This window comes from Roseibium sp. AWQ4_254, from assembly GCF_056161025.1.
Map to the genome: position 1 here is coordinate 95,245 of NZ_JBSWYH010000017.1, position 22,250 is coordinate 117,494.

Annotated in this window: 24 protein-coding genes; 10 read left to right on the forward strand and 14 right to left on the reverse strand. The window is 60.0% G+C overall.

Annotated features, from left to right (window positions below; all coding sequences use genetic code 11):
• The first annotated feature begins 141 nt into the window (after window positions 1–141).
• Complete coding sequence (locus ACXAIC_RS14495; RefSeq protein WP_475180455.1) at window positions 142–474, forward strand: ArsR/SmtB family transcription factor; 333 nt, start codon at window positions 142–144, stop codon at window positions 472–474.
• Between the two features lie 84 nt (window positions 475–558).
• A complete protein-coding gene (locus ACXAIC_RS14500; RefSeq protein WP_475180458.1) occupies window positions 559–1,056 on the forward strand; it encodes an arsenate reductase ArsC in 498 nt (165 codons plus the stop codon).
• Window positions 1,057–1,103: 47 nt separating this feature from the next.
• Here the strand turns inward: ACXAIC_RS14500 and ACXAIC_RS14505 are convergent, their stop codons facing one another.
• Window positions 1,104–2,324 (reverse strand): multidrug effflux MFS transporter, encoded by a 1,221-nt coding sequence (locus ACXAIC_RS14505; RefSeq protein WP_475180462.1) that lies wholly within the window; start codon window positions 2,322–2,324, stop codon window positions 1,104–1,106.
• A 232-nt stretch (window positions 2,325–2,556) separates the two neighbouring features.
• On the opposite strand from ACXAIC_RS14505, the gene ACXAIC_RS14510 reads away from it, so the two are divergent.
• Window positions 2,557–4,770 carry an esterase-like activity of phytase family protein gene (locus ACXAIC_RS14510; protein ID WP_475180468.1) on the forward strand — a complete coding sequence of 738 codons (2,214 nt, stop codon included), beginning with the start codon at window positions 2,557–2,559 and terminating at the stop codon, window positions 4,768–4,770.
• A 68-nt stretch (window positions 4,771–4,838) separates the two neighbouring features.
• Here the strand turns inward: ACXAIC_RS14510 and ACXAIC_RS14515 are convergent, their stop codons facing one another.
• Complete coding sequence (locus tag ACXAIC_RS14515) at window positions 4,839–5,741, reverse strand: LysR family transcriptional regulator (protein WP_475180472.1); 903 nt, start codon at window positions 5,739–5,741, stop codon at window positions 4,839–4,841.
• Between the two features lie 184 nt (window positions 5,742–5,925).
• Here ACXAIC_RS14515 and ACXAIC_RS14520 point away from each other — a divergent pair, with 184 nt between their 5' ends.
• Together ACXAIC_RS14520 and ACXAIC_RS14525 are read left to right on the forward strand one after the other, a co-directional pair.
• Window positions 5,926–6,336 (forward strand): DoxX family protein, encoded by a 411-nt coding sequence (locus ACXAIC_RS14520; RefSeq protein ID WP_475180476.1) that lies wholly within the window; start codon window positions 5,926–5,928, stop codon window positions 6,334–6,336.
• Between the two features lie 77 nt (window positions 6,337–6,413).
• Window positions 6,414–7,211 (forward strand): DODA-type extradiol aromatic ring-opening family dioxygenase, encoded by a 798-nt coding sequence (locus tag ACXAIC_RS14525; protein ID WP_475180481.1) that lies wholly within the window; start codon window positions 6,414–6,416, stop codon window positions 7,209–7,211.
• A 303-nt stretch (window positions 7,212–7,514) separates the two neighbouring features.
• On the opposite strand, the gene ACXAIC_RS14530 is transcribed toward ACXAIC_RS14525, so the two are convergent.
• The 11 genes from ACXAIC_RS14530 to ACXAIC_RS14580 form a co-directional block, all read right to left on the reverse strand.
• Entirely contained in the window at window positions 7,515–7,919 is a 405-nt protein-coding gene (locus ACXAIC_RS14530) for a VOC family protein (protein ID WP_475180484.1), read from the reverse strand.
• 6 nt (window positions 7,920–7,925) lie between these two features.
• The gene (locus ACXAIC_RS14535; protein WP_475180487.1) at window positions 7,926–8,345 is read right to left on the reverse strand and encodes a hypothetical protein; all 420 of its coding nucleotides are present in this window, start codon (window positions 8,343–8,345) and stop codon (window positions 7,926–7,928) included.
• Between the two features lie 75 nt (window positions 8,346–8,420).
• Window positions 8,421–9,533: a 3-isopropylmalate dehydrogenase gene (leuB, locus tag ACXAIC_RS14540; RefSeq protein ID WP_475180491.1), complete on the reverse strand. Its 1,113-nt coding sequence runs from the start codon at window positions 9,531–9,533 to the stop codon at window positions 8,421–8,423.
• Between the two features lie 148 nt (window positions 9,534–9,681).
• Window positions 9,682–10,446, reverse strand: a complete 765-nt coding sequence (locus ACXAIC_RS14545) for a sulfite exporter TauE/SafE family protein (RefSeq protein WP_475180496.1) — start codon at window positions 10,444–10,446, stop codon at window positions 9,682–9,684.
• A gap of 4 nt (window positions 10,447–10,450) precedes the next feature.
• Entirely contained in the window at window positions 10,451–11,245 is a 795-nt protein-coding gene (locus ACXAIC_RS14550; RefSeq protein WP_475180499.1) for an AlbA family DNA-binding domain-containing protein, read from the reverse strand.
• Between the two features lie 128 nt (window positions 11,246–11,373).
• Window positions 11,374–12,549 carry a M20 aminoacylase family protein gene (locus tag ACXAIC_RS14555; protein WP_475180503.1) on the reverse strand — a complete coding sequence of 392 codons (1,176 nt, stop codon included), beginning with the start codon at window positions 12,547–12,549 and terminating at the stop codon, window positions 11,374–11,376.
• 163 nt (window positions 12,550–12,712) lie between these two features.
• The gene (locus ACXAIC_RS14560; protein ID WP_475180561.1) at window positions 12,713–13,366 is read right to left on the reverse strand and encodes a class I SAM-dependent methyltransferase; all 654 of its coding nucleotides are present in this window, start codon (window positions 13,364–13,366) and stop codon (window positions 12,713–12,715) included.
• Between the two features lie 22 nt (window positions 13,367–13,388).
• Window positions 13,389–13,814 carry an EVE domain-containing protein gene (locus ACXAIC_RS14565; protein ID WP_475180507.1) on the reverse strand — a complete coding sequence of 142 codons (426 nt, stop codon included), beginning with the start codon at window positions 13,812–13,814 and terminating at the stop codon, window positions 13,389–13,391.
• The gene (locus ACXAIC_RS14570) at window positions 13,815–14,105 is read right to left on the reverse strand and encodes a YciI-like protein (protein WP_475180510.1); all 291 of its coding nucleotides are present in this window, start codon (window positions 14,103–14,105) and stop codon (window positions 13,815–13,817) included. It lies immediately after the preceding gene.
• Window positions 14,106–14,199: 94 nt separating this feature from the next.
• Window positions 14,200–15,207, reverse strand: coding sequence for an NAD(P)H-dependent glycerol-3-phosphate dehydrogenase (locus ACXAIC_RS14575; RefSeq protein WP_475180514.1), 1,008 nt, complete (start codon window positions 15,205–15,207; stop codon window positions 14,200–14,202).
• Entirely contained in the window at window positions 15,194–15,670 is a 477-nt protein-coding gene (locus ACXAIC_RS14580; protein WP_475180518.1) for an NUDIX hydrolase, read from the reverse strand. The genes ACXAIC_RS14575 and ACXAIC_RS14580 overlap by 14 nt, the downstream gene beginning before the upstream one ends.
• Window positions 15,671–16,132: 462 nt before the next feature.
• On the opposite strand from ACXAIC_RS14580, the gene pstS reads away from it, so the two are divergent.
• The 4 genes from pstS (at window position 16,133) to pstB (ending at window position 20,025) form a co-directional block, all read left to right on the forward strand.
• Window positions 16,133–17,188: a phosphate ABC transporter substrate-binding protein PstS gene (pstS, locus tag ACXAIC_RS14585; RefSeq protein WP_475180522.1), complete on the forward strand. Its 1,056-nt coding sequence runs from the start codon at window positions 16,133–16,135 to the stop codon at window positions 17,186–17,188.
• 128 nt (window positions 17,189–17,316) lie between these two features.
• Window positions 17,317–18,294 (forward strand): phosphate ABC transporter permease subunit PstC, encoded by a 978-nt coding sequence (pstC, locus tag ACXAIC_RS14590; protein WP_475180567.1) that lies wholly within the window; start codon window positions 17,317–17,319, stop codon window positions 18,292–18,294.
• 10 nt (window positions 18,295–18,304) lie between these two features.
• Window positions 18,305–19,147, forward strand: coding sequence for a phosphate ABC transporter permease PstA (gene pstA / locus ACXAIC_RS14595; protein WP_475180527.1), 843 nt, complete (start codon window positions 18,305–18,307; stop codon window positions 19,145–19,147).
• A gap of 86 nt (window positions 19,148–19,233) precedes the next feature.
• Window positions 19,234–20,025, forward strand: coding sequence for a phosphate ABC transporter ATP-binding protein PstB (pstB, locus tag ACXAIC_RS14600; protein ID WP_475180570.1), 792 nt, complete (start codon window positions 19,234–19,236; stop codon window positions 20,023–20,025).
• Between the two features lie 90 nt (window positions 20,026–20,115).
• Here the strand turns inward: pstB and tsaD are convergent, their stop codons facing one another.
• Window positions 20,116–21,222, reverse strand: coding sequence for a tRNA (adenosine(37)-N6)-threonylcarbamoyltransferase complex transferase subunit TsaD (gene tsaD / locus ACXAIC_RS14605; protein WP_475180532.1), 1,107 nt, complete (start codon window positions 21,220–21,222; stop codon window positions 20,116–20,118).
• Between the two features lie 98 nt (window positions 21,223–21,320).
• On the opposite strand from tsaD, the gene hemC reads away from it, so the two are divergent.
• Entirely contained in the window at window positions 21,321–22,247 is a 927-nt protein-coding gene (hemC, locus tag ACXAIC_RS14610) for a hydroxymethylbilane synthase (RefSeq protein WP_475180534.1), read from the forward strand.
• Window positions 22,248–22,250: the final 3 nt, after the last annotated feature.

Below are 22,250 nucleotides of genomic sequence, written 5' to 3' on the forward strand. Positions count from 1 at the left end.
ATCTACAGATCATCAGGCCGGACAGGGAAACACAAGCCCGCGCAACCGGCTCTCCCGAGCGGGCTGTTGAGGTTGCTTTTGTCTTTGCTTGGCGGATGGATTTTCCGTTGCGGAAGAATTAAAATCTATATATCATGAAGTATGGATATAAATTCTGCTCTGGCCGCTTTTGCGGCCCTTAGCCAGAAAACCCGGCTGGAGGTCTACCAGCTGTTGATTGCGGCCGGGCCGGAGGGGCGGCTGGCGGGTGAGATTGCGGAGGTGCTGCACGTCCGCCAGAACACCATGTCGGCCAACCTGTCGGTGCTGTTGCAGGCCGGGCTGGTACGCAACAAACGGGAGGGCCGCTCGATCCGCTACTTTGCCGATCTTGAGACCACCGGGGAGCTTTTGACTTTTCTGATGGCCGATTGCTGCGGCGGCCAGCCTGAGCTGTGCGCAAAGGTCATGGAGGCGGTGGCCAGAAAGACCTGACCCAAACCGGAAACGTGACGTTGTTCAAGGGGTATGGCCGGACCGGTCTATTTTAAAAAAATGCCCTGGAAACTGGAGGAAACAATGCCTGAAAATGTTTATAATGTCCTGTTCCTGTGCACCGGGAACTCAGCCCGTTCCATTCTGGCTGAAGCGATTTTGAACCGTGAAGGGCAGGGTAAGTTCAAGGCATTTTCGGCCGGGTCCAACCCGGCGGGCGTTGTGCGGCCGGAGACCCTGGTGCTGCTCAAGAAACTCAACTTCAAGACGGATGGGCTGCGCTCCAAGGACTGGAGCGAATTTGCGGTTCAAGGGGCGCCGGTTCTGGATTTTGTCTTCACCGTTTGCGACAACGCGGCCAAGGAAACCTGTCCGGTCTGGCCGGGGCAGCCGATGAGCGCCCATTGGGGCGTGCCGGATCCGGCGGCGGTCGATGGCAGTGAAAGTGAACGGGGGCTGGCCTTTAGCGATGCTTTCCGGATGCTCAACAACCGGATCTCGATCTTCCTGAATTTGCCAATGGCGTCTCTCGACAGACTGTCCCTGCAAGAGCGGCTCGACGAGATCGGCCGGTCCGGGTGAGACCCGGCTGATCCCGTCATTGCCTTGCCTTTGCGCTGGCGCCGCCGTCAGGCGGGGGCGTTGTTGTCTGGCGTGGAAGCGTCGCCTGCCGGGTCGAGCCGCAAGGTGAGCAGGGCCAGAACAAAGGCGAGCAACGCGCACGTGGTCACCGCACCGGCCAGCGGCAAGGCGGTCCGGTCGAACAGTGGCGTGAACAGGAAGATCATGACACCGCCTGCGACCATCTGGAACGTGCCGCCCAGGGAGGAGGCCATGCCCGCATGTTCGCCATGCTCTTCCAGAGCCATGACCATGGTCGGGGCAATGACAAGGCCAAGGCAGGTATTGCCGAGGAAGAAGAACACCATCAGCACCGGCAGGGAATCGAAGCCCATCCAGATGAGCAGGAACAGGCTTGCATTGGCGGCGGTAAAACCGCAGACGGCCCGGAAGGCCACCCGCCCCATCCCGTAAGCCTGGCCGAGACTGGCCGCAAACTGGGACGCGGCGAAGAACCCGACCGCATTGGCAGCGAAGACCAGGCTGAACTCCGTCGGGGAGAGGTGGTAGCTGGTCATATAAACCAAAGGTGCGGCGGCGATGAACACAAAGAAACTGGCAATGGAAAAGCCGCCGATCATGGTCAACCCCATGAATCTGGCATCTTTCATCAGATAGATGGAGCTGCGGATCAAATCCGTCACATTGATCGGGCTGCGCTTGTCAGCCGGCAGGGTTTCCGGCAAACGGAAGGCGGTCAGAATGATCGCCAGCAGGGCAATGAAACCAAGGACGATGAAAATCGTGCGCCAGTCGCCGAAGGCAATGATCGCGCTGCCGCTCAAAGGCGCAAGCAGCGGCGAGATGCTGATGACCAGCATCACCAGCGCCATCAGCCGTGTGGCCTGGGGCCCCGTGGCGAGGTCCCTGACGACGGCGCGCACGATCACCATGGGCGCAGCAGCTCCCAGAGCCTGAACGAAACGCCCGAGCGCCAGCGTGGAAATATCTGCCGCGCTCGCACAGATGGCCGAACCGGCGACGAAGACAGCCAGGCCAATAAAGATTGGCGCCCGGCGGCCGGTCCAGTCGGCCACCGGCCCGTAAAACAGCTGGGCCACACCAAAGGCGATGAAATAGACCGTAAAGGTCATTTGTGCACCGGCGTCGTCCGTGTTCAAGTCCTTGACGATTTGCGGTGTGGCCGGCAGGTAAAGGTCTATGGCAAATGGCCCAACGGCGGCCAGCAGCCCAAGCACCATGGCGGCGCGGACAAATCCGATCTGCATAAAACTATCCGAGAATTCTGAGAAGCGCAGCTCGCGCCTTAGGTTTGTTGCACCGCAACCTGAGAGAAAAACGCGGCCATGTCCAGTAAAATCTGACGGCCATCCGCCGGATTCGAGCAGGTGAAAGCTTCTTCAAGGTGTCATGCAAGCTTCACCTGAATGTCACCAATTCGGTAATTTCGGCCACTAGCTTTCGTCCACCTTAACCCAGAACAGTGTGGGAGCTAGTGCAATGTCTGATCTACGCGGACGCTTTTTGAAAGGTGTCAGCCTTGCGGTTTTGTTCGGTCTCTGGGCCGTTTCTACTGCACAGGCCGAGTTTTTTGAGCGGATCAATTCTTACCCGGTCTACAAGACCCTTCCAGAAGGGGCCGGCAAGGCGACCGAGACCGTGGCTGAAATCATCTATGCGTCCAAGGATGGCCGGACTCTCGTTTTCACCGACAGCCCGGGTGAGGACATCGTCTTTGTGAATGCGGCGAACCCGTTGAACCTTCAACCGATGGGCCGCACGGCTCTTGGCGGTGAGCCGACCTCTGTCGCCGTTGGCCAGAGCTACGCCTATGCAGGCGTCAATACGAGCGCAGACTATGTGAACGCCTCCGGCCATCTGGCCGTTATTGCCCTGGAGGGTCTGGGCATCACCGCCACATGCGATGCCAAAGGTCAGCCGGACAGCGTTGCCATTTCGCCGGACGGGAAATATGTGGCCATAGCGATCGAGAACGAGCGCGACGAAGATCTGAATGACGGCGAAATCCCGCAAATGCCGGCCGGCCATCTGGCGATCTTCGATCTGGATGACCAAGGCGTTCCGGTCAATTGTGATGCGGTGCGCATTGTCGATCTCACCGGGCTGGCCGAGGTTGCCCCCAGTGATCCGGAGCCGGAATTTGTTTCCATCAATTCCAAGAACCAGGTTGTGGTCACCTTGCAGGAAAACAACCACATTGCCGTTGTTGACCTGGCCTCCGGCAAGGTTGTGTCCCATTTTTCCGCCGGCACTTCGACGGCTGAAAATGTCCCGGTGAAAAAGGCGCGCTCCAGCGATGCTTCGGGGTCTGCGGAAAACGTTGCCCGGGAACCGGATGCAGTGGCCTGGATCGATGACGAGCGTTTCGTGACGGCCAATGAAGGCGACTACAAGGGTGGTTCGCGCGGGTTCACTATCTGGAATGCCAAGGGCGATGTTCTCTTTGATAGTGGCAACCAGATGGAACATCTGGGCATGTCCCATGGCCATTACCCTGCCAAGCGGGCGCACAAGAAGGGCACAGAGCCGGAAGGCGTGGCCGTTGGGGAATTCGGCGGCGACACGCTGATCTTCGTCAACTCCGAGCGCGGAAATTTTGTCGCCGTCTACAAGGACACCGGTGCCGAACCGGAATTCGTCCAGTTCCTGCCGACCCATGTGGGTCCGGAAGGCCTTCTGGCCATTCCGAACCGGGACTTGTTTGCCGTGGCCAACGAAGTGGATGAAGATGGGGTTCGGGCGCATGTGTCGCTGTACCAGTTCGGCGCCGAAGCGCCGTCCTATCCGTCCATCATTTCGGAAATGGATGAGGAAACCAAGGCACCGATCGGCTGGGGCGCATTGTCGGCTCTGGCCGCTGACCCGAAGGACCCGAACAAGCTTTTTGCCGTGAATGACAGCTTTTACGAAAAGGCCCGGATCTACACGCTGGATATTTCCTCCAAGCCTGCCCGGATCACCGGCTACAAGAACGTGACCGGCGCCTCCCAGGCACTTCTGGATCTGGAAGGCATTGCCGTTGCCGGGGATGGCGGGTTCTGGCTGGCCTCTGAAGGCAATCTGGAAAAAGACCGTCAGCATCTGCTGATCAAGACCGATGAGACCGGAGCCGTGCAGCAGGAAATTACCCTGCCGCAGGCACTGATCGATCAATCCAAGCGGTTTTCCTTCGAGGGCGTGGCCGAGTTTGAGATGGACGGGAAGCCGCTTGTGGCTGTTGCGGTTCAGCGCGAATGGAAGGACGATCCGGAAGGCTTGACCAAGATCGCGATCTACAACCCGGACAACAAGTCCTGGGGCTTTGTCCACTATCCGCTCGACGCTCCGCGCAGTGCGGCTGGCGGCTGGGTTGGCCTGTCTGAGATTGTCTCCCTTGGAGACGGCAAGTTTGCCGTTCTGGAGCGGGACAACAAGGGGGGCGAAGACGCTGCTATCAAGCAGATCACGGTGGTGTCGCTGGACGGGGTCACACCCGCTGCCTATGGCGAAGCTTTGCCGGTTCTGGAAAAGCACTTCGCGATGGACATTCTGCCCGCCATGGCCAAGAGCAAGGGCTGGGTTCTGGACAAACCGGAAGGCCTGGCGGTGACCGCTGACGGGCGTCTGATCCTGGTGACCGACAATGACGGCGTGGATGATGCTCCGGGGGAAACCCAGCTGATCGATCTCGGTCCGGCGTCCCGCCTGAACTAGGGCAAGCCGGTTTACCCCCTGGGAACGCGGCGCATCTTAAGGCCGTCTGGAGGGATGACCAAAAGATATCAGGGCCCGGCAGCGCTCGCTGCCGGGCTCTTTTTCAGCTCCAGCGCGGTGGCCATGAACGCCTTGACGGTTGGTGGCACGAAGGTTTGGGACGGATAGACGAAATAGACCGACATTTGTGCGCTGCCGAACTCCGGCAGGACAGGGACCAGGGACCCGGTCTCCGTGCTGGCGGACAGAAAGAAATCGGGCAGCATGGCAATGCCAATGCCCCGTTCGGCATAGGTCTGCGTGGTTTGAATGTCGTCGCAGGCAAGGCGGCCGGAAATATCAACATCGGCGCTGGCACCGTCTTGGCCAATCAGCGTGATCTGCGGGCCTGCGGGCACCAGTTGAATGAAACGGTGGGCTTTCAAGTCATCCGGGTGCCTGGGAGTGCCATGGCGTTTGAGGTAAGCGGGCGAGGCCCAGAGCGAGATCTGTCCGCTAACGAATTTGCGGATGATCAGGCTGGAGGTTTCAAGCTTGCCCACCCGGACGGCCAGATCAATGCCGTCGGCAATCAGGTCCATATGCCGGTTGGTGACACTCAGATCCACGTTCACCTGCGGGTAATGATCCAGATAGCGTTCGATAACGGGGGGCAGCAGGGAATTGGCCAGGTCCGGCGGGGCCGTCAGGCGCAGGGTGCCGGCCGGTTGTCCGGCGCTCTGGGCCAGCGCCTGCTCTCCCGCCTGCAGGGCGTCCAGGGCCTGTTTGCAGGAGCGATAGTAGCGCTGTCCCGCCTCCGTCACGCTGAGCTTGCGCGTGGTCCGGTGGAGTAAGGTGATACCCAGCCGCTTTTCCAGCCGGGCGATCTTGGCGCTGACCGTGGTTGTCGGCATGCCAAGGCGCTGGGCGGCCTGGGAAAAGCTCTGCGCGTTGACGACTTCAACAAAGACGTCGATCCCGTCAAAGGCCATGCTCGGATCCTCTTTGCAGTGTTGATCTTCTACTGTCCCAGATTCAGGATAGTTTTTCCAAATTTTGCCGTCTAGTGCCTAACCAGGCCGTTGTCTATCTTCGGGGCCGCAAGTAATGCCAAGCCGGGCAAGGCATCCAGATGGTGCCGGACGTGAGACCGGCCCAGAACATGGAGACGGCACAATGAAGACGATCGCAATTGAATCGGGCCAGACGAAATGGCTCAATATCGGCCTTTGGACGGCCCAGATCCTGCTGGTGCTGGTCTATGGCCTTGCAGGTTTCATGAAAGTATCGCAGCCGATACCGGATCTTGCCGCCATGATGGTGTGGCCGGGCATGGTTCCAGCTCCTTTCGTCAGGCTTCTCGGGGTGGCTGAACTTGCCGGGGCAGCGGGGCTTGTGCTGCCAATGCTGACTGGTATTCTGCCGAGGCTGACCGTGGCAGCAGCTCTTGCACTTGCTCTGCTGCAAATCTGCGCAGCTATCTTTCATGTGACCAATGCCGAACTTTATGTGCTGCCCGTCAATTCGGTTCTGTTCGCGCTCGCGGTCTTTATCGCCTGGGGACGGGGCCGCAAACTGCCGCTTTGACAACAGTCGAGCCCGTAGGCCGGGCCCGCTGTCCTGGAGCTGCAGACCGCTCCGCACCTGACAAGAGAGACCGGACAATGCCTTCAAAACTGCCAACCTATTTCATTTCTCATGGCGGTGGCCCGTGGCCGTGGCTGCCGGACATGCGGGCCATGTTCGCCACTCTGGAAGCTTCTCTGGTGAATATGGTGGAAGACCTTCCGCAAAGGCCTGAAGCCATCCTCATGGTCTCCGGCCATTGGGAAGCAGAACTGGTGTCGGTGATGGCCTCTCCCAATCCGCCGATGGTCTATGATTATTCCGGTTTTCCGCCGGAGACCTATGAGATCGTCTATCCGGCACCCGGTGCCCCTGCTTTTGCAGAGCGGACGCTGGCATTGTTGAAAGAGGCTGGCATCACAGCGCGTCTTGACCGTGAGCAAGGATTTGACCACGGCACATTCGCCCCGATGGAAATCATGTATCCGAAAGCGGATATGCCGTTGTTCCAGGTTTCTCTGCTGAAGTCCTACGACCCTCAGGCCCATTTCGCCATCGGGCGTGCGCTGGAGGCCTTGCGGGAGGAAGGCGTGCTGATTGTCGGTTCGGGCCTGAGCTTTCACAACCTGGCGCTGATCGGGCCTGGTGCCAAGGCGCCGTCGGAAGCCTTTGACGCCTGGCTCGGTGATGCACTGGCGCTTGCACCCGAGGCCCGGTCACAGGCTCTGATGGATTGGGAACTGGCACCTTATGCCCGGGTTTGCCACAAGAACGAAGATCATCTGGTGCCTCTCTTCGTGGCCCTGGGGGCTGCGGAACAGGAACCGGCAGTGCGGATCTATCACGAAGGGGACATCATGGGCGGTGTCATGGCGTCCAGTTACCGATTTGGATAACGCGCAGGCTCATACCAATCTCAAGCCGGAATCGCTGCGATCTGCGCGACGCGCTTTGCCGAATGAGCTGTGTTCCAACATCAAATCGCGCAGGCTTGTTGCCCGAGGCTTTAGCCAAAAGACCTTTCAAACCGGTCAGATGGATTTCTATCAGGCGAGATGGGCATCAATGGTTTCCCGGATGGCCTGCGCAAAGGCAATCCGAACTTGGTCTCAGGCAGGGTGGCCATAGGTCTCATTGAGGCGTTTGAAGGGACCAAGATCCTGGAGACAGGCCGTGCCGCTAGGTTAGCGCATGATGCTCTAAGCGCGGTTTGCACCCGCCGGTTCGATCAGGTCCCAACGGTTGCCAAATGGATCTTCAAAGACCGCAACCTTGCCATAGGGCTCCTGGCGGGGGGCTTCAAGAAAGACAACGTGCTTGGCCAGCATGGCCTGATGATCCCGGTCAAAATCATCTGTGTTGAGGAACAGGAAGACCCGTCCGCCGGTCTGGTGACCGATGGTGGCGGACTGGCGGGGGCCGTCGGCCTTTGCCAAAAGCAGCCGGGTTTGTGTGCTGCCCTTGGGCGCGACCAGAACCCAGCGCTTGGTTTCCGACACTTGCGTGTCTTCAATCAGATCAAAGCCGAGCTGGCCGACATAAAAGGCAACGCCCGCCTCATAGTCGGGAACCAGAAGCGCGATCGCGCCGATATGCTGTGGCATGAGCGTTTACTGCGCTTTCCGGTAGACGGAGGTGTTGGTGAAACTGGCGACATCCACCAGATGCACGGTTTGCGTTACGGTCAGGGTCCGGCCGTCTTCGGAGAGCTCCCGGTCGGCCTTCATGATGGTCAGGCCGCCGCGCCGGGCTTCGGAAATCAAGTTCCTGCTGCCTTGGAACACCAGCCGCATGGCATCCACCAGCCCGCTTTTGCCAAGTTTGACTTCCGGACCGTCCGGAACCGCCTCGAAACTGTCGCTGGTCTCACTGCCATCGGCGGCAATCTGATTCATGGTGAAAGAGACCATGCCGAAGGTGTCTTCGATCTTCAGTGTCGCGCTTTGCGGCGGGTCCCCCTGTTCAAACTCGCTTTCATCCGCGTCCAGAATCCAGGTTCCGAGAAAGGGGGCGATTTTGTCTTCGGTCATGCGGCCAACTGCCTTGGAATGAAAAACCGCCCACGGGATACCTGCGGGCGGTTTTCTTTGCAATCGGAATTGCGGTCAGGCGCTGAGCGCGGTCAGTTCGGTCAGGATGGCATCGCCCATTTCGGAGGTGGTGACGACCGTATCGCCGTCCTTGGCGATGTCCTTGGTGCGAAGGCCCTTGTCGAGCGCCGCTTCGATGGCTTTTTCAACCTTGTTGGCCGCATCGGCTTCCTCGAAGGAATAGCGCAGCGCCATGGCGAAGCTGGCGATCATGGCGATCGGGTTGGCTGCGCCGGTGCCGGCAATATCCGGGGCCGAGCCATGGACCGGCTCATAAAGCGCCTTGCGCTTGCCGGTCAGCGGGTCCGGGGCGCCGAGGGAAGCGGAGGGCAGCATACCCAGGGATCCGGTCAGCATGGCGGCAACGTCGGACAGCATGTCGCCGAACAGGTTGTCGGTGACGATGACGTCAAACTGCTTGGGCCAGCGTACCAGCTGCATGCCGCCGGCATCGGCGAGCATGTGTTCCAGCACCACATCTTCATAACCGTTTTTGTGGGTCTCGGTGACCACCTCGTTCCAAAGCAGGCCGGATTTCATGACGTTCCGCTTTTCCATGGACGTGACCTTGTTGTTGCGCGTACGCGCCAGTTCAAAGGCAACCTTGGAAATGCGTTCGATTTCGTAAGTGTCGTAAACTTGGGTGTCGATGCCGCGTTTCTGGCCATTACCCAGATCGGTGATCTCCTTCGGCTCGCCAAAATAGACGCCACCTGTGAGTTCGCGCACGATCAGGATGTCGAGCCCTTCCACCACGTCCGGCTTCAGGGAAGACGCATCGGCAAGGGCAGGGTAGCAGATGGCTGGGCGCAGGTTGGCAAAGAGCTTCATTTCCTTGCGCAGGCGCAGCAGACCGGCCTCCGGGCGCACGTCATAGGGCACTTTGTCCCATTTCGGTCCGCCGACAGCGCCGAAAATGACCGCATCTGCCTCCAGGGCTTTGGCCATATCCGTATCGGAAATCGCCTGGCCATGGGCGTCATAGGCCGCCCCGCCCACGAGGCCATCGGTCGTGTCAAAGCTCATGCCGCTGTTCTCGTTGAACCAGGCGATGACCTTTTCCACTTCCTTCATGATTTCGGCGCCAATGCCGTCACCGGGCAAAAGCAGAAGACTGTGAGAAGCCATGGACGTTCCATCCCGCATTATTGAAAACTGATCGCGCTGAGTTACCCCGTCACGCCGGGGCTTGCAAGGTCACGTCAGTTGCGAAGAATTCAAGCATGGCCCTGCTGCGGGTCAAGAGAGGCCAGAGATCCGTCTCTTCGATGGGGGGCTAGAGGATCCCTTCTATGGACTGCCAAAGGAGATTGAGCGCCAGTGCGGTCATCACCCATTTAAAGCCGGTCCGGAAGGTGGCTTCGTTCATCTTGCCGAGCAGGCGCGATCCGGCCAGCGTGCCCAGAAAACCGCTGAAGATCATCAGGACAATCAGCCACACCCAGGGGGCAAAGGCAAAGCCGAGCAGGCCGAAGGCAAAGATCTTGAAAATATGCATGGTCAGGGCGGTCACGGCCTGATTGGCGACAAAGCCGTGGCGGGGCAGGCCGAAGGTGGACAGAACCGCCCCGCCAATCGGACCGGCGGCCCCGAAAAACATGGACAGGAACGTTGAGGCAAACCCGGCAGCGGCCATGGCGCGTTTTTGCATATTGCCGAATTTCGGCGGTTTGCCCCAGACCACCCAAAGCACGAAAGCAGCCAGGCCGAGCCGCAGGCCTTCGGCCGGAAGCTGGATGGCAAGGGTGCCCCCGAGCGCTGCCCCCAACAGGGCACCAAGGGTGAACCAGGCTACGATGGTCCAGTCCACGTGTCTTATCTGCACGAGGGCGCGCCCGCCATTTGAGCCGATCTGAACAACCCCGTGGACCGGAACAAGTGCGTTCAGCGGCATCAGACTGGCCATGACGGCGATCAGCGCTACGCCGCCCCCAAGGCCGACGGCGGCGGTCAGGGCGGAGGTGAAAAAGCTGGTCAGGATGAGAAGGGAAGCAGCAGGCAGGCTGACAGGATCCGGCAGCAGCGCGGACAGGAAATCCATTTGGTCAGGTCCATCGGGTTTTGGCGTAGTTCAGCGCTTCACGCACATCCAGTTGACGGGTCGAATTGCCGCTGCGCACATAGAAGATCGAGGCCTTGCCCTCTTCCATATAGACGGCGCGCGGGGCCGGACGGATGATGATCATCGCCACGTCGAAGGTGTTGATCCTGGCAAAGACGGTGTGAATGAAGGGACAGAGATCCCCGCCGAGGTTCTTTGAGACGATATCATTCACCGTGCGTTCAAAGGCATCAAGATCCGGGCTCTTGAGCGTCGACAGGTCCTTGTCGAGGCCAAGCGGTGTGCCGTTGTCATCCACCCCGACAACAAGATGGCCGCCCTCGGCGTTGAAAAATCCGGCGACCGTCTTGGCAATGACCTTTTCCAGGCCCCGGTTGATCCGGTTCTCCTTCACGTCCCAGCGCAGGGTCGACTTGAATTCCACATTGTCCGATTCCCCATTCTGCAACAGGCTCGGAATGAGCGCGACCTGTTCTTCGCGCAAGGACCGGTAGGCTTCCGTGGTCATCATGTAGTTGCGGGTGAAGATGCCGAAGGCCAGGCCGACAACGGCGCCGACACAGGTATAGGCCATCGCAACGTCCATGTGGCGCGGCAACAGAACCAGCCAGAGGCGGGCACTCAGGAATTCCATGAGGCCAGGCGCCGTTTCGGAAAAACGGGCCAGCTCCCACCAGACCACAATCAGATTCAGCGGGTGAATGACAAGGACGCCAACCACAGCGCCAACAAGAAGATAGATCGCAAGAAAGGGAAGTTTGAACCGGGAAAGAACCATCGTGAAGTGCCTGTTGGGGACATGCCGGCCCGAGGCCGGGCCAGCATCTGTTCTACAGGTAAACAGACGTTACGTCATCCCGGAGGTGGCGGCCTGTGGGGCCACCCAAAACGGGTTGCCGGACCGGCTCAGGCCGCCTTGGCAGGCAGAGCGGTTTCCACCAGCTTGACCCAGTAGGAAGACCCGAAAGGGATCAGCTCGTCATTGAAGTCATATTCGGGGTGATGCAGACCGGCGCTGTCGCCATTGCCTGCAAAGATGAAGGCGCCGGGGCGCTCTTCCAGCATGTAGGAAAAGTCTTCCCCGCCCATCATCGGGTCGATATTCGTATTGACCTTGCCGACACCGGCAATGTCCTCGGCGATTCCGGCGGCAAAATCCGTCTGGGCGTCGTGGTTGGCGGTGACCGGATAGCCCCGGCGGAAGTTGAAGTCGGCGGTCGCGCCGAAGGCTTCGGCAACTGATGTGACAATGCCAGCCATGCGCTTTTCGGCCAGATCGCGCATTTCCGGGCTCAGGGTTCTGACCGTGCCACGCAAGGTCGCTTCCTGCGGAATAACGTTGAAAGCGTTGCCCGCGTTGAACATGGTTACAGAGACCACCACGGAATCAAGCGGATCGGCGTTGCGGCTGGCAATAGTCTGGAGCGCATTGACCATGTTGGCGCCGATCACAACCGGGTCGATGGTTTGGTGCGGTTTGGCCGCGTGGCCGCCAAGGCCCTTGATCGTGATGGCGAATTCGTCGGTCGCAGCCATGATCGAGCCTTTGCGGATGGCAAATTCCCCGACCGGCATGCCCGGGAAATTGTGCATGCCGTAAACTTCGTCAATGTTCCAGCGGGTCATCAGGCCATCGTCGATCATGGCCTTGGCACCGGCGCCGCCCTCTTCGGCGGGTTGGAAAATGACGATTGTGGTGCCGTCGAAATTCCGGGTCTCGGCAAGGTATTTGGCCGCGCCAAGCAGCATGGCCGTGTGGCCGTCATGGCCGCAGGCATGCATCTTGCCGGGCACTTTGGACGCATAGGGCTTGCCGGTGGCTTCCTCAATCGGCAGGGCATCCATGTCGGCGCGCAGGCCGATGGTCTTGCCTGCCCCGCCATTGCGGCCCTTGATGACGCCGACAACGCCGGTCTTGCCGATGCCGGTCGTGACGTCGTCAACCCCGAAACTTTGCAGCAGCTCGGCAACCTTCTCGCCGGTGCGGACGGTTTCATAGAGGATCTCGGGGTTTTCGTGAAAGTCGCGGCGCCAGACGGCGATCTCGTCAGCCAGGTCTGCGAGGCGGTTAACGATGGGCATGTGGAACTCCTGAAAGCACCAAAGGGGGAGGGGGGAGCGCAAATCGCTTGGCGGCTAACCTATCGCAAGCGCGAAAAAGGGAAAGTCCCGACAGGAGAAAACTTTTGATTTTTCATCCACTTTGAATCTTTGACCCAAGGAAACGGACTTTCTTGGGTCAATTTCACTCGTATCGGAAGACCCGCGTCTTTTTCACGTCGCTGTCTTCCAGCGCTCCGACCACAGGAACCTCATAGACACCAAGTTCCCTCAAGCGGTCTTTCGGTAGATAGGAGCGGCCCGGATCCCCGACATAGACCGTTGAGCCGCTGGTCAGCAGCCTGTCTAGAAAGGGGAGCACAGCCTCCGCCATGGGCTTGTCATAAAAGACATCGCCGCAGAAAACGACCTCTGCATCCGGCGGCGGAGCGCTGGTGATGTCGCCGGTCTGAAGGCTGAGTGTGACCCCGTTCAACTCCGCATTCAGCCTGGCGGCAGCAATGGCGAACGGATCGATGTCGACACCGTGGCAGGTCTTTGCACCGGCCATTTTGGCCGCGATGCCGACCAGTCCGGAGCCGCAGGCAAAATCCAGCACCTTTTTGCCGTGCACCAGAGCGGGCGTGTCCAGAATATGCCGTGCCAGCCCCTGTCCCCCCGCCCAGGCAAAGGCCCAGAAGGGTGGGGCGAGGCCAAGCACGCCCAGATCTTCTTCCGTCTTCTGCCAAAGCGCCAGGGCTTCATCTGCCAGGTGAAGCCGGATCTCCTCCGCATGGGGCACGGGTTTGACCCGGGTCTCCTTGCGGATGAAGGCGGCAGCATCCTCAATCGGGTGCATGGTCACGGGTCATGAAACATCCTCAGACCGGCTCTTCGAGGCCGCCCATCTCGCAGACAATGGCCCATTCGTCCGGTGTGACCGGCTGCACGGAGAGGCGCATGGAGGTGACGAGGGACATTTTTTCCAGCCGGGGCTCGGCCTTGACGTCTGCCAGGGTGACGGGCTTGGGCATGTCGCAAACGGCTTTGAAGTCAACGCATTCCCAGCGCGGATCGTCTGTGGTGCTGTCCGGATGGATGCCGCTGCACACTGCGACAACTCCGACAACTTCTTTACCGATATTGGAGTGATAAAAGAAGGCCTTGTCGCCGATCTCCATGGCGCGCATGTTGTTGCGGGCCTGGTAGTTGCGGATGCCGTCCCATTCCTCACCGGCTTCGCCCTTGGCTTTCTGCTGGTCCCAGGACCATTTGTCGGGCTCGGACTTGATCAGCCAGTACTGCACTTATGACACCTCCGGGTTCTTCACCACCCAGTTCCAGGGGCGGATTTCAACGCTTTCAAACAAACCGGCCTTGGCATAAGGGTCCTGCTCTGAAATTGCCAGCGCTTCGTCGCGGTTCGCCGCCTCAATCACCACAAGCGAGCCGGTCATGGCGCCGTCATCGTCCAGAAACGGGCCTGCGGCCTTCAAGCCATCGCCAAGGCCTTTTAGGAAGGCAAGGTGCTCGCCGCGTGTGTCGAGACGGATTTGCAGAGCACCGGGTTTGTCGGTGCAGATCAGGGCATAAAGCATGAGATGAGATCCCGGGTCAGAAAAACTGGCACGACCCTATGGGGACGCTCCGGGAAACTCAATGGGCAAGTGCTGGGGGACAAAGGGGGAGCCGTCAAAGACCCTCGGTCTCCGCCTTCAGCGGCCGGGCCATCAGAGTGTTGAGCGCATCGTCAATCGACAGGTCCTCGTCAATCATCCGGGCGACCGTGTCACAGATCGGCACGTCGATGCCGTGTTTCTGAGCCAGTTTGACCGCCACTCGGGCCGAATAGGCGCCCTCGGCGAGTTTGCCCCCGGCAGCGATCAGCTCGGAGGCCATGAAGCCTTCGCCAAGGCGCAGGCCGAAGGAGAAGTTCCGGGACTGGCTGGACGAACAGGTGAGGACCAGATCTCCCAGGCCGGACAATCCGGTAAGGGTTTCCCCTTGGGCGCCCATCGCGGCGCCAAGGCGGGAGAGTTCGGCAAAGCCGCGGGCGGTCAGCGCCGCCTGGGCACTGGCTCCCAGCTTGCGCCCGACCACGGCCCCGCAGGCAATGGCCAGCACGTTTTTCAAGGCGCCGCCAATCTGTGTGCCCAGAATGTCGATCGAGGCATAGGGGCGGAAACAGGCTGATTGCAGCGCCTCGCACAGACTGAGTGCCGACTTCGCGGAACTGGCTGCGATGGTAACGGCAGTGGGCAAGCCCCGGGCCACATCATCGGCAAAGCTCGGGCCGGACAGCACGCCCGTTTCGATGCCGGGCAGCTCCTCGCTGACGACCTTGGACAGAAGCTTGCCGGATGTCTGTTCAATCCCTTTGGCGCACAAGACCAGAGGACCGCGCACCTTGCCAGTGTCCTTCAGTGCAGCCAGGAGCGCACGCGTCGTCTGCGCCGGGGTGACCAGCAACAGGGCATCGGCATCGGCCACTTCGCCCAGGCTGGCCGTTGCATTCAGCGTTTCGTCAAAAGTGATACCCGGCAGATAGCGCGGGTTCTGGCGGCGGGAGCGGATATGGGAGACGGTTTCCGGTTCCCGTGCATACAGGCGGACGTCCCGCCCGGCCCGGGCGGCTGTCAGCGCCAGGGCCGTGCCCCAGGCGCCGCCTCCGATGACGCCAACTGTTTTAATGGCGCCCATTGCTCTGCCTTTCCACGCGCGTCCGTAATGTTTCAAGCTGCGCTCCAAATTCTTCAAAGAACAGGGTCACGTCAGCTGCTTCATCTGAAAACAGATCAATCCAGAACAGGCGGAACCTTATCGGGGCGCCACCGCTGCTTGGAGAGGTTTCGAAATGTTCCCAGGTGTCCGCGGGCTTTTCCCGGATTGTTCCGTGAAAATGCCGCCGCCGGTGCAGGCCGTCGAGACAATGGGGCACATTTTCGATGATGCGGTCCTGGTCCGCGAACGATTCGATTGCGATATCCAATGAAAGTCCGGTCTCTTCGCAAAACTCCCGCCGTGCGGCCTGAAGATAGCTCTCGCCCGGGTCCAGCGTTCCGCCGGGAACCTGAAGGCCCACATGCGGGAAGTCCGGTTCGGAGAAAACCAGAAGGTCACGGCCGCAGGTCAGATAGACATAGGCCTTATGGTAGACGCGCATTCTTTCAAAGTCTCCAAGGGCGAGCCGGACCAGGATGAAAGGGCCGGAAAGGAACCAGTAGGGGAGGGACTGGAAAATTTCCACCTTCAGGTGCCGATCGGATGCAGAAAGTCAAGGACAAGGCTGCGAAGCCATGCATGCCGACGGGCTCACCCTAGTCCAAACCTTGGTGTGGGAATGCGGAAATCATTGAAAATGAACTTTATTTAACGCGGTGGTTTGAAGACTTCAACGCAATGCGTTCTCAGATTTTTTTATTTAGCCAAATAAGTAGAATTTTTCAGGGCTCCAGGAAAACACTTTCTCGCCACATATCATACGCACCTACCGACTGCGCGGGCCAGACTTCTCCGGCAAGACCGGTGTGGCCAACCCGGCAGACTGCCCGGTTTCAGACCGGACATCCTTCCTGAAATCAGAACTTACATCCCAGTCTTACTTTCGAAACCACGGAGCAAATCCATGAAATTTTCGAATAAATTGGCTGTCGTGGCCACGGCTCTGGCCATGAGCGCTGCTGTCGCGTCACCGTCTTTTGCCTCCGACATTGTCGGGGCCGGATCAAGCTTCATCTATCCGGTTTTTGCCAAATGGGGCGATGCCTACCATAGGGAAACCGGCATCAAGCTGAATTACCAGTCCATCGGTTCCGGCGGCGGAATCAAGCAGGTTGAGGCCAAGACAGTCACCTTCGGCGCCAGCGACAAGCCGCTGTCGGATGCCGAACTCGACAAACACGGCATGACCCAGTTCCCGATGGTGATGGGAGGCATTGTGCCGATGTACAATATTCAGGGCATTAAGCCGGGAGATCTCGTGCTCGATGGGGAGACGCTCGCCAATATCTATCTGGGCAAGGTCACCAAATGGAACGCCCCTGAAATCGCAGCTCTCAATCCGGGTCTGAAACTGCCCAACCAGCCGATCGTGGTTGTTCACCGTTCTGACGGGTCCGGCACCACCTTCAACTTCACCAACTACTTGTCCAAAGTCTCTTCAAAATGGAAAAGCCAGGTTGGCTCCGATACGGCAGTTCAGTGGCCTGTCGGTCTGGGGGCGAAAGGCTCTGAAGGGGTGGCCAACACCATTAAGCAGACCGCCGGCTCCATTGGCTATAATGAATATGCCTATGTCATCCAGAACCATCTCGGCTACGCCCGGATGAAGAATTCTGCGGGCAAGGTGCTGCAGCCTTCGCTGAAAACCTTTGCGGCGGCTGCAGCCAATGCTGACTGGGCCCATGCGAAGAACTTCCGTCTGATCATCACCGACCAGCCCGGCGACCAGAGCTGGCCGATTGCCGCCTCCACCTGGGTGATCATTCACAAACAGCCCCAGGATCCGGCTGCAGCAGGCGAAGCGCTGAAATTCTTCGACTGGGCCTATCAGCATGGCCAGAAAGAAGCCAAGGCCCTGCAATATGTTGCGATCCCCCGTTCGGTCGTCAAACTGATCGAACAGTCCTGGTTGTCCATCCAGTCCAACGGCAAACCGGTCTTTACCAAAAACCATAGCTGAGCGCTGCCCGGACTGAAACACGTTCGACAGAGCGGGCCGGCCGCCCGGCCCGCTCTGCCGCTGCCAGCATCCCCCCGCAAGATCTTTCATTGCCTTCACCAGACGCCCAGCTGCAGGTTATCACCAACATGGCTTTTCAGGATCTTTCCAGCGCACCTGTTCCTGCCATTGAAGAGGGGCAACGGTCCCGGCGCGGTCCCACCGCCGATACCGTGTTCATCCGCCTGACCTGGGGCGCCGCCACCCTCACGGCTCTGGTCCTCATCGGTATTCTGCTGTCCCTCCTCCATGGCTCCCTGCCAGCCTGGCGCGCATTCGGCACCGGATTTCTGGTCAATGAGAACTGGAACCCGGCCAAGGATGTTTATGGCGCTGCCGCGCCGATTTTCGGGACGTTGGTCACATCGGCCATTGCCATGGTGATCGGGGTTCCGGTCAGCTTGGGCATTGCCATGTTTTTGACCGAGATGTGCCCGGACCGGCTGCGCATACCCATCGGCATTGCGATTGAACTCCTGGCCGGTATCCCGTCCATCATTTACGGCCTTTGGGGGTTCTTTGTATTCACGCCCTTCTTGCAGACAATCGTGCAGCCGGTCCTGATCAATTATTTGGGGCCGCTTCCGGTGATCGGGCCTCTGTTTGACGGGGCGCCCTATGGCATCGGCCTTCTGACCGCCGGTCTGGTTCTGTCTGTCATGATCCTGCCCTTCATGACATCCGTCTCCCGCGATATCTTCCTGACCGTTCCGCCGATGCTGCGCGAGTCGGCCTATGGCATGGGCATGACGACCTGGGAGGTCACGCGCTCCATCGTGCTGCCGTATACGCGCCGGGCACTGGTGGGCGGGTTGATGCTCGGTCTTGGCCGGGCGCTCGGGGAAACCATGGCGGTCACGTTCGTGATCGGCAATGCGCACCGGATCTCCGCATCGCTGCTGTCACCGTCCACCACCATTTCCGTTTCCATTGCCAACGAATTTTCCGAAGCGACTACACCGCTCTACACCTCAAGCCTTGTGGCGCTGGGGCTGGTTCTGTTCGCCATCACCTTCGCCGTCTTCGCCGCCGCCAAGATCCTGATCAGCCGGTCAGCACAACACTGAGGGTCCTGAGATGTCCAAAGCACTTTTGCACCGGCGCTATCTGGTCAACCGGCTCATGATGGGCGCTGCCCTTAGCGCAACCGCCTTCGGCCTGTTCTTCCTTTTTGCGATCCTCTGGTCCCTGGTCCAGAAGGGGCTGCCCGCGCTGTCGCTCTCGCTCTTTAGCGAGATGACCCCGCCGCCCGGCTCTGATGGCGGTCTGGCTAATGCGATTTACGGCTCCGTGGTGATGACCGCGCTGTCAATCGTGATTGCGACCCCGCTGGGCCTTCTGGCCGGAACCTATCTGGCGGAATATTCAAACCAGTCGAAGGTCGCCGCCGCAGCGATTTTCCTCAACGACATTCTGCTGTCCGCCCCGTCCATCGTCATTGGCTTGTTTGTTTATGCGACCGTTGTTGTCACCACCGGGCATTTTTCCGCCTATGCGGGCGCGCTCGCTCTGGCCCTGATCGGGCTTCCCGTCATCAATCGCACCACACAGGACATGCTGACCCTGGTGCCGGTTGAAATGCGCGAAGCGGCGGCCGCCCTTGGAACACCGCGGTGGAAAATCATGGTGTTCATCATCTGGCGGGCGGCGGCCAATGGCATCCTGACCGGGGTGCTGCTAGCGCTTGCCCGTGTCAGCGGCGAAACCGCTCCCCTTCTGTTCACGGCGCTGAACAACCAGTACTGGACCGCCAATCTCGGCCACCCCATGGCCAATTTGCCTGTGGTCATCTTCCAGTTTGCCATGAGCCCCTATGACGACTGGCAGCGGCTGGCATGGGGCGGGGCCCTGCTGATCACCCTGTCTATTCTCGCCTTGAACCTTGCATCGCGCCTTTTGGCCAAACGCCGGTCCCGGTGACGCCGCTGGACCTGCCCTGGAGATCTGCCATGACCACATATCTGGAGACTGCGCCGCTGACTATCACCGCGCCGCCGGTGCCACCCATGGCCGCCGGGGACGAGGCCCTGGGGGCCGAAAGGCCCGTCAAGATCGAGGTGAAGAACCTCAATTTCCACTATCAGAACGGGCACCATGTTCTCAAGGACATCAACATTTGCCTGCGCGACAAGAGCGTGACAGCCTTCATTGGTCCATCCGGCTGCGGCAAGTCCACTTTGCTGCGGACTTTCAACCGCATTTATGACCTCTATCCGGGCCAGAAGGCGGACGGGGAGATCCGGATCGGGGGACAGAATATTCTCTCCCGCACTGTCGACCTGAACTGGCTGCGCTCCAGTGTCGGCATGGTGTTTCAAAAGCCGACCCCGTTTCCCATGTCGATTTTCGAGAATATTGCCTTCGGCATCCGGCTCTATGAAAAAGTTCCAAAACAGGAGATGGCCAGCCGGGTGGAGAACGCTTTGAGCGAAGCCGCGCTTTGGGACGAGGTGAAGGACAAGCTGCACCAGAGTGCGCTGGGCCTGTCCGGGGGGCAGCAGCAACGGCTGTGCATTGCACGGGCAATCGCGGTGAAACCGTCGGTCCTGCTTCTGGACGAACCGGCCTCCGCGCTGGATCCGATTTCAACCGCCAAGATCGAGGATCTGATCGAAACCCTGAAAAGCCACTATTGCATTGCCATCGTGACCCACAACATGCAGCAGGCCGCGCGGACTTCCCAATACACGGCCTTCATGTATCTGGGCGAGCTGGTGGAATTCGGCATAACCGATATGCTTTTCAGTGCGCCGCAGGAACGGCGCACCAGCGACTATATTACCGGCCGGTTCGGATAGCTGGTCCCAGCCGGGGGAGCCGGAAAGCGGAAGACCCAGCCGGCAGAAGGCAGATCCGGCGGGCGGATGGACTGCGTGCAAACGGAAAGATCAGACCTTGGCGCCCTTCTTGCCCGCGCCCAGCACACCGGCCTGGTGCGCATCCAACGGCCAGCGGGGGCGGGGGGACAGGCCCATATCGTCAACGGGGCCTTGCTGCAACCGTTCAATGCCCGCCCACGCAATCATGGCCGCATTGTCTGTGCACAGGCGCAGCGGCGGGGCCACAAACCGGGCGCCGGCGGTTTCGGCTGCGGTGGTCAGCGCTGATCGGATCTCCTGATTGGCCGCAACCCCGCCCGCAACCACGATCACTGGCCGGATGCCCGGGTGGCGGGTTTCGAACAGCTCCAGCGCGGACCGCGTCCGGGCGGCCAGCACATCGGCTACAGCGCGTTGAAAACCGGCACACAGATCCGCAATGGTCTGTTCATCCACAGGCTCCAGCTTTTTGGCCTGGGTGCGCAGGGCGGTTTTCAGACCCGCAAAGGACATGTCGAGGCCAGGCCGGTCGAGCAAGGGGCGGGGCAGTTTGAACCGGGTGACATCGCCCCTTGCTGCCATCTTTTCCACATGCGGGCCACCGGGATAGGGCAGGCCGAGCAGTTTGGCGGTTTTGTCAAAGGCTTCGCCAATGGCATCGTCAATGGTTGTGCCGAGGCGTTCATAGTCGCCGACGCCGCGCACCAGGAGAAACTGGCTGTGGCCGCCGGAGACCAGCAGCAGCACAAAGGGAAAGTCCAGGTCGTCGGTGAGCCGGGCGGTCAGGGCGTGGCCTTCCAGATGGTTGACACCAACGAGCGGTTTGCCAGAGGCCAGTGAGATGGCTTTTGCGGTCATGAAACCGACAATGACGCCGCCGATCAGGCCTGGCCCGGCGGTGGCGGCAATCGCGTCGATCCCGTCCCAGCCGCAATCTGCCTCGTCCAGGGTTTGCTGGATTATCCGGTCGAGGATCTCGATATGGGCCCGTGCGGCAATCTCCGGAACGACGCCGCCAAACTCCGTATGTTCATCAATTTGCGAGCGGATCGTATTTGATAAGATGGTCTTGGCGCGGGGCCCCCGGACAACCGCGGCTGCGGTTTCATCGCAGCTGGTTTCGATCCCCAGAACGGTCAGATCGCTTGGCATGGCATCTTGATTGACTGAAGTCATTGGTTTTGCAATCGCGGCCTGTGATAGGACAATGGCACGAACACTTCATTTCCGGTCCGGCGGCTGGTCTGCCGGGCGTAGCATCTGGACGGTAAACCTTGCAATCAAATCCTTTGCGTATCGGCACCCGGGGCAGCGCGCTGGCGCTGGCACAGGCCCATGAAACCCGTGACCGGCTGATGGCGGCCCATGATCTTGCTGAAGAGGCCTTTCAGATCGAGGTGATCAAAACCTCCGGTGACCGCATCCAGGACCGGCCCCTGTCGGAAGTGGGCGGCAAAGGGCTCTTTACCAAGGAAATTGAAGAAGCGCTTCTGGACGGGCGGATCGATCTGGCCGTTCATTCGTCCAAGGATATGCCGACAGTTCTGCCGCAGGGGCTGGCGCTGACCGCCTTCCTGCCCCGCGAAGATGTCCGTGATGCCTTTCTGTCCCCCAAGGCGAAGACCCTGAATGACCTGCCTCAAGGGGCGGTGGTCGGCTCCAGTTCCCTGCGCCGCCAGGCCATGATCAAACGGCTGCGGCCGGATCTTGAGGTGGTCATGTATCGCGGCAATCTCCAGACACGGCTGCGCAAGCTGGCAGAGGGGGAGGTGGATGCCACACTGCTGGCGGCGGCTGGGCTCAACCGGCTTGGCCTGCAAGGGGAAGTCACCAGCCTTCTGGAAACGGACCAGTTCCTGCCGGCGGTCGGGCAGGGCGCGATCTGCATTGAAAGCCGGGAAAATGATAGCGCCACCCTGGACATGCTGGCGGCAATCCATGACCGGGAGACCCAGATCCGGTTGGAGGCTGAGCGCGCCTTTCTGGCCGTTCTGGATGGCTCCTGCCGGACGCCCATTGGCGGTCTGGCGGTGATCCGGGGGGATCAGATCCATTTTCAGGGTATTGTGCTGAAACCCGATGGCAGTGCCGCGCATGCGGCCGAACAGACAGGCCCATTGGAAGAGGCAGTCCAGATCGGGCTTTCCGTCGGAGAGACCCTGAAGGCAAAGATGGGGCCGGGTTTCCTGGCGGGGAACTAGGGG

What these genes read in the sequence shown, in the direction of transcription:
- ACXAIC_RS14520 (WP_475180476.1), top strand. Translation starts at nt 5,926, where the DNA reads ATGAAGACGATCGCAATTGAATCGGGCCAGACGAAATGGCTCAATATC.
- ACXAIC_RS14535 (WP_475180487.1), bottom strand. Translation starts at nt 8,345, where the DNA reads ATGACCGAAGACAAAATCGCCCCCTTTCTCGGAACCTGGATTCTGGAC.
- ACXAIC_RS14560 (WP_475180561.1), bottom strand. Translation starts at nt 13,366, where the DNA reads ATGCACCCGATTGAGGATGCTGCCGCCTTCATCCGCAAGGAGACCCGG.
- ACXAIC_RS14525 (WP_475180481.1), top strand. Translation starts at nt 6,414, where the DNA reads ATGCCTTCAAAACTGCCAACCTATTTCATTTCTCATGGCGGTGGCCCG.
- ACXAIC_RS14495 (WP_475180455.1), top strand. Translation starts at nt 142, where the DNA reads ATGGATATAAATTCTGCTCTGGCCGCTTTTGCGGCCCTTAGCCAGAAA.
- ACXAIC_RS14505 (WP_475180462.1), bottom strand. Translation starts at nt 2,324, where the DNA reads ATGCAGATCGGATTTGTCCGCGCCGCCATGGTGCTTGGGCTGCTGGCC.
- ACXAIC_RS14545 (WP_475180496.1), bottom strand. Translation starts at nt 10,446, where the DNA reads ATGGATTTCCTGTCCGCGCTGCTGCCGGATCCTGTCAGCCTGCCTGCT.
- pstB (WP_475180570.1), top strand. Translation starts at nt 19,234, where the DNA reads ATGGCCGCCGGGGACGAGGCCCTGGGGGCCGAAAGGCCCGTCAAGATC.
- pstC (WP_475180567.1), top strand. Translation starts at nt 17,317, where the DNA reads ATGGCTTTTCAGGATCTTTCCAGCGCACCTGTTCCTGCCATTGAAGAG.
- pstS (WP_475180522.1), top strand. Translation starts at nt 16,133, where the DNA reads ATGAAATTTTCGAATAAATTGGCTGTCGTGGCCACGGCTCTGGCCATG.
- ACXAIC_RS14550 (WP_475180499.1), bottom strand. Translation starts at nt 11,245, where the DNA reads ATGGTTCTTTCCCGGTTCAAACTTCCCTTTCTTGCGATCTATCTTCTT.
- ACXAIC_RS14515 (WP_475180472.1), bottom strand. Translation starts at nt 5,741, where the DNA reads ATGGCCTTTGACGGGATCGACGTCTTTGTTGAAGTCGTCAACGCGCAG.
- ACXAIC_RS14570 (WP_475180510.1), bottom strand. Translation starts at nt 14,105, where the DNA reads ATGCTTTATGCCCTGATCTGCACCGACAAACCCGGTGCTCTGCAAATC.
- tsaD (WP_475180532.1), bottom strand. Translation starts at nt 21,222, where the DNA reads ATGACTTCAGTCAATCAAGATGCCATGCCAAGCGATCTGACCGTTCTG.
- ACXAIC_RS14510 (WP_475180468.1), top strand. Translation starts at nt 2,557, where the DNA reads ATGTCTGATCTACGCGGACGCTTTTTGAAAGGTGTCAGCCTTGCGGTT.
- ACXAIC_RS14580 (WP_475180518.1), bottom strand. Translation starts at nt 15,670, where the DNA reads ATGCGCGTCTACCATAAGGCCTATGTCTATCTGACCTGCGGCCGTGAC.
- ACXAIC_RS14575 (WP_475180514.1), bottom strand. Translation starts at nt 15,207, where the DNA reads ATGGGCGCCATTAAAACAGTTGGCGTCATCGGAGGCGGCGCCTGGGGC.
- ACXAIC_RS14500 (WP_475180458.1), top strand. Translation starts at nt 559, where the DNA reads ATGCCTGAAAATGTTTATAATGTCCTGTTCCTGTGCACCGGGAACTCA.
- leuB (WP_475180491.1), bottom strand. Translation starts at nt 9,533, where the DNA reads ATGGCTTCTCACAGTCTTCTGCTTTTGCCCGGTGACGGCATTGGCGCC.
- ACXAIC_RS14530 (WP_475180484.1), bottom strand. Translation starts at nt 7,919, where the DNA reads ATGCCACAGCATATCGGCGCGATCGCGCTTCTGGTTCCCGACTATGAG.
- pstA (WP_475180527.1), top strand. Translation starts at nt 18,305, where the DNA reads ATGTCCAAAGCACTTTTGCACCGGCGCTATCTGGTCAACCGGCTCATG.
- ACXAIC_RS14555 (WP_475180503.1), bottom strand. Translation starts at nt 12,549, where the DNA reads ATGCCCATCGTTAACCGCCTCGCAGACCTGGCTGACGAGATCGCCGTC.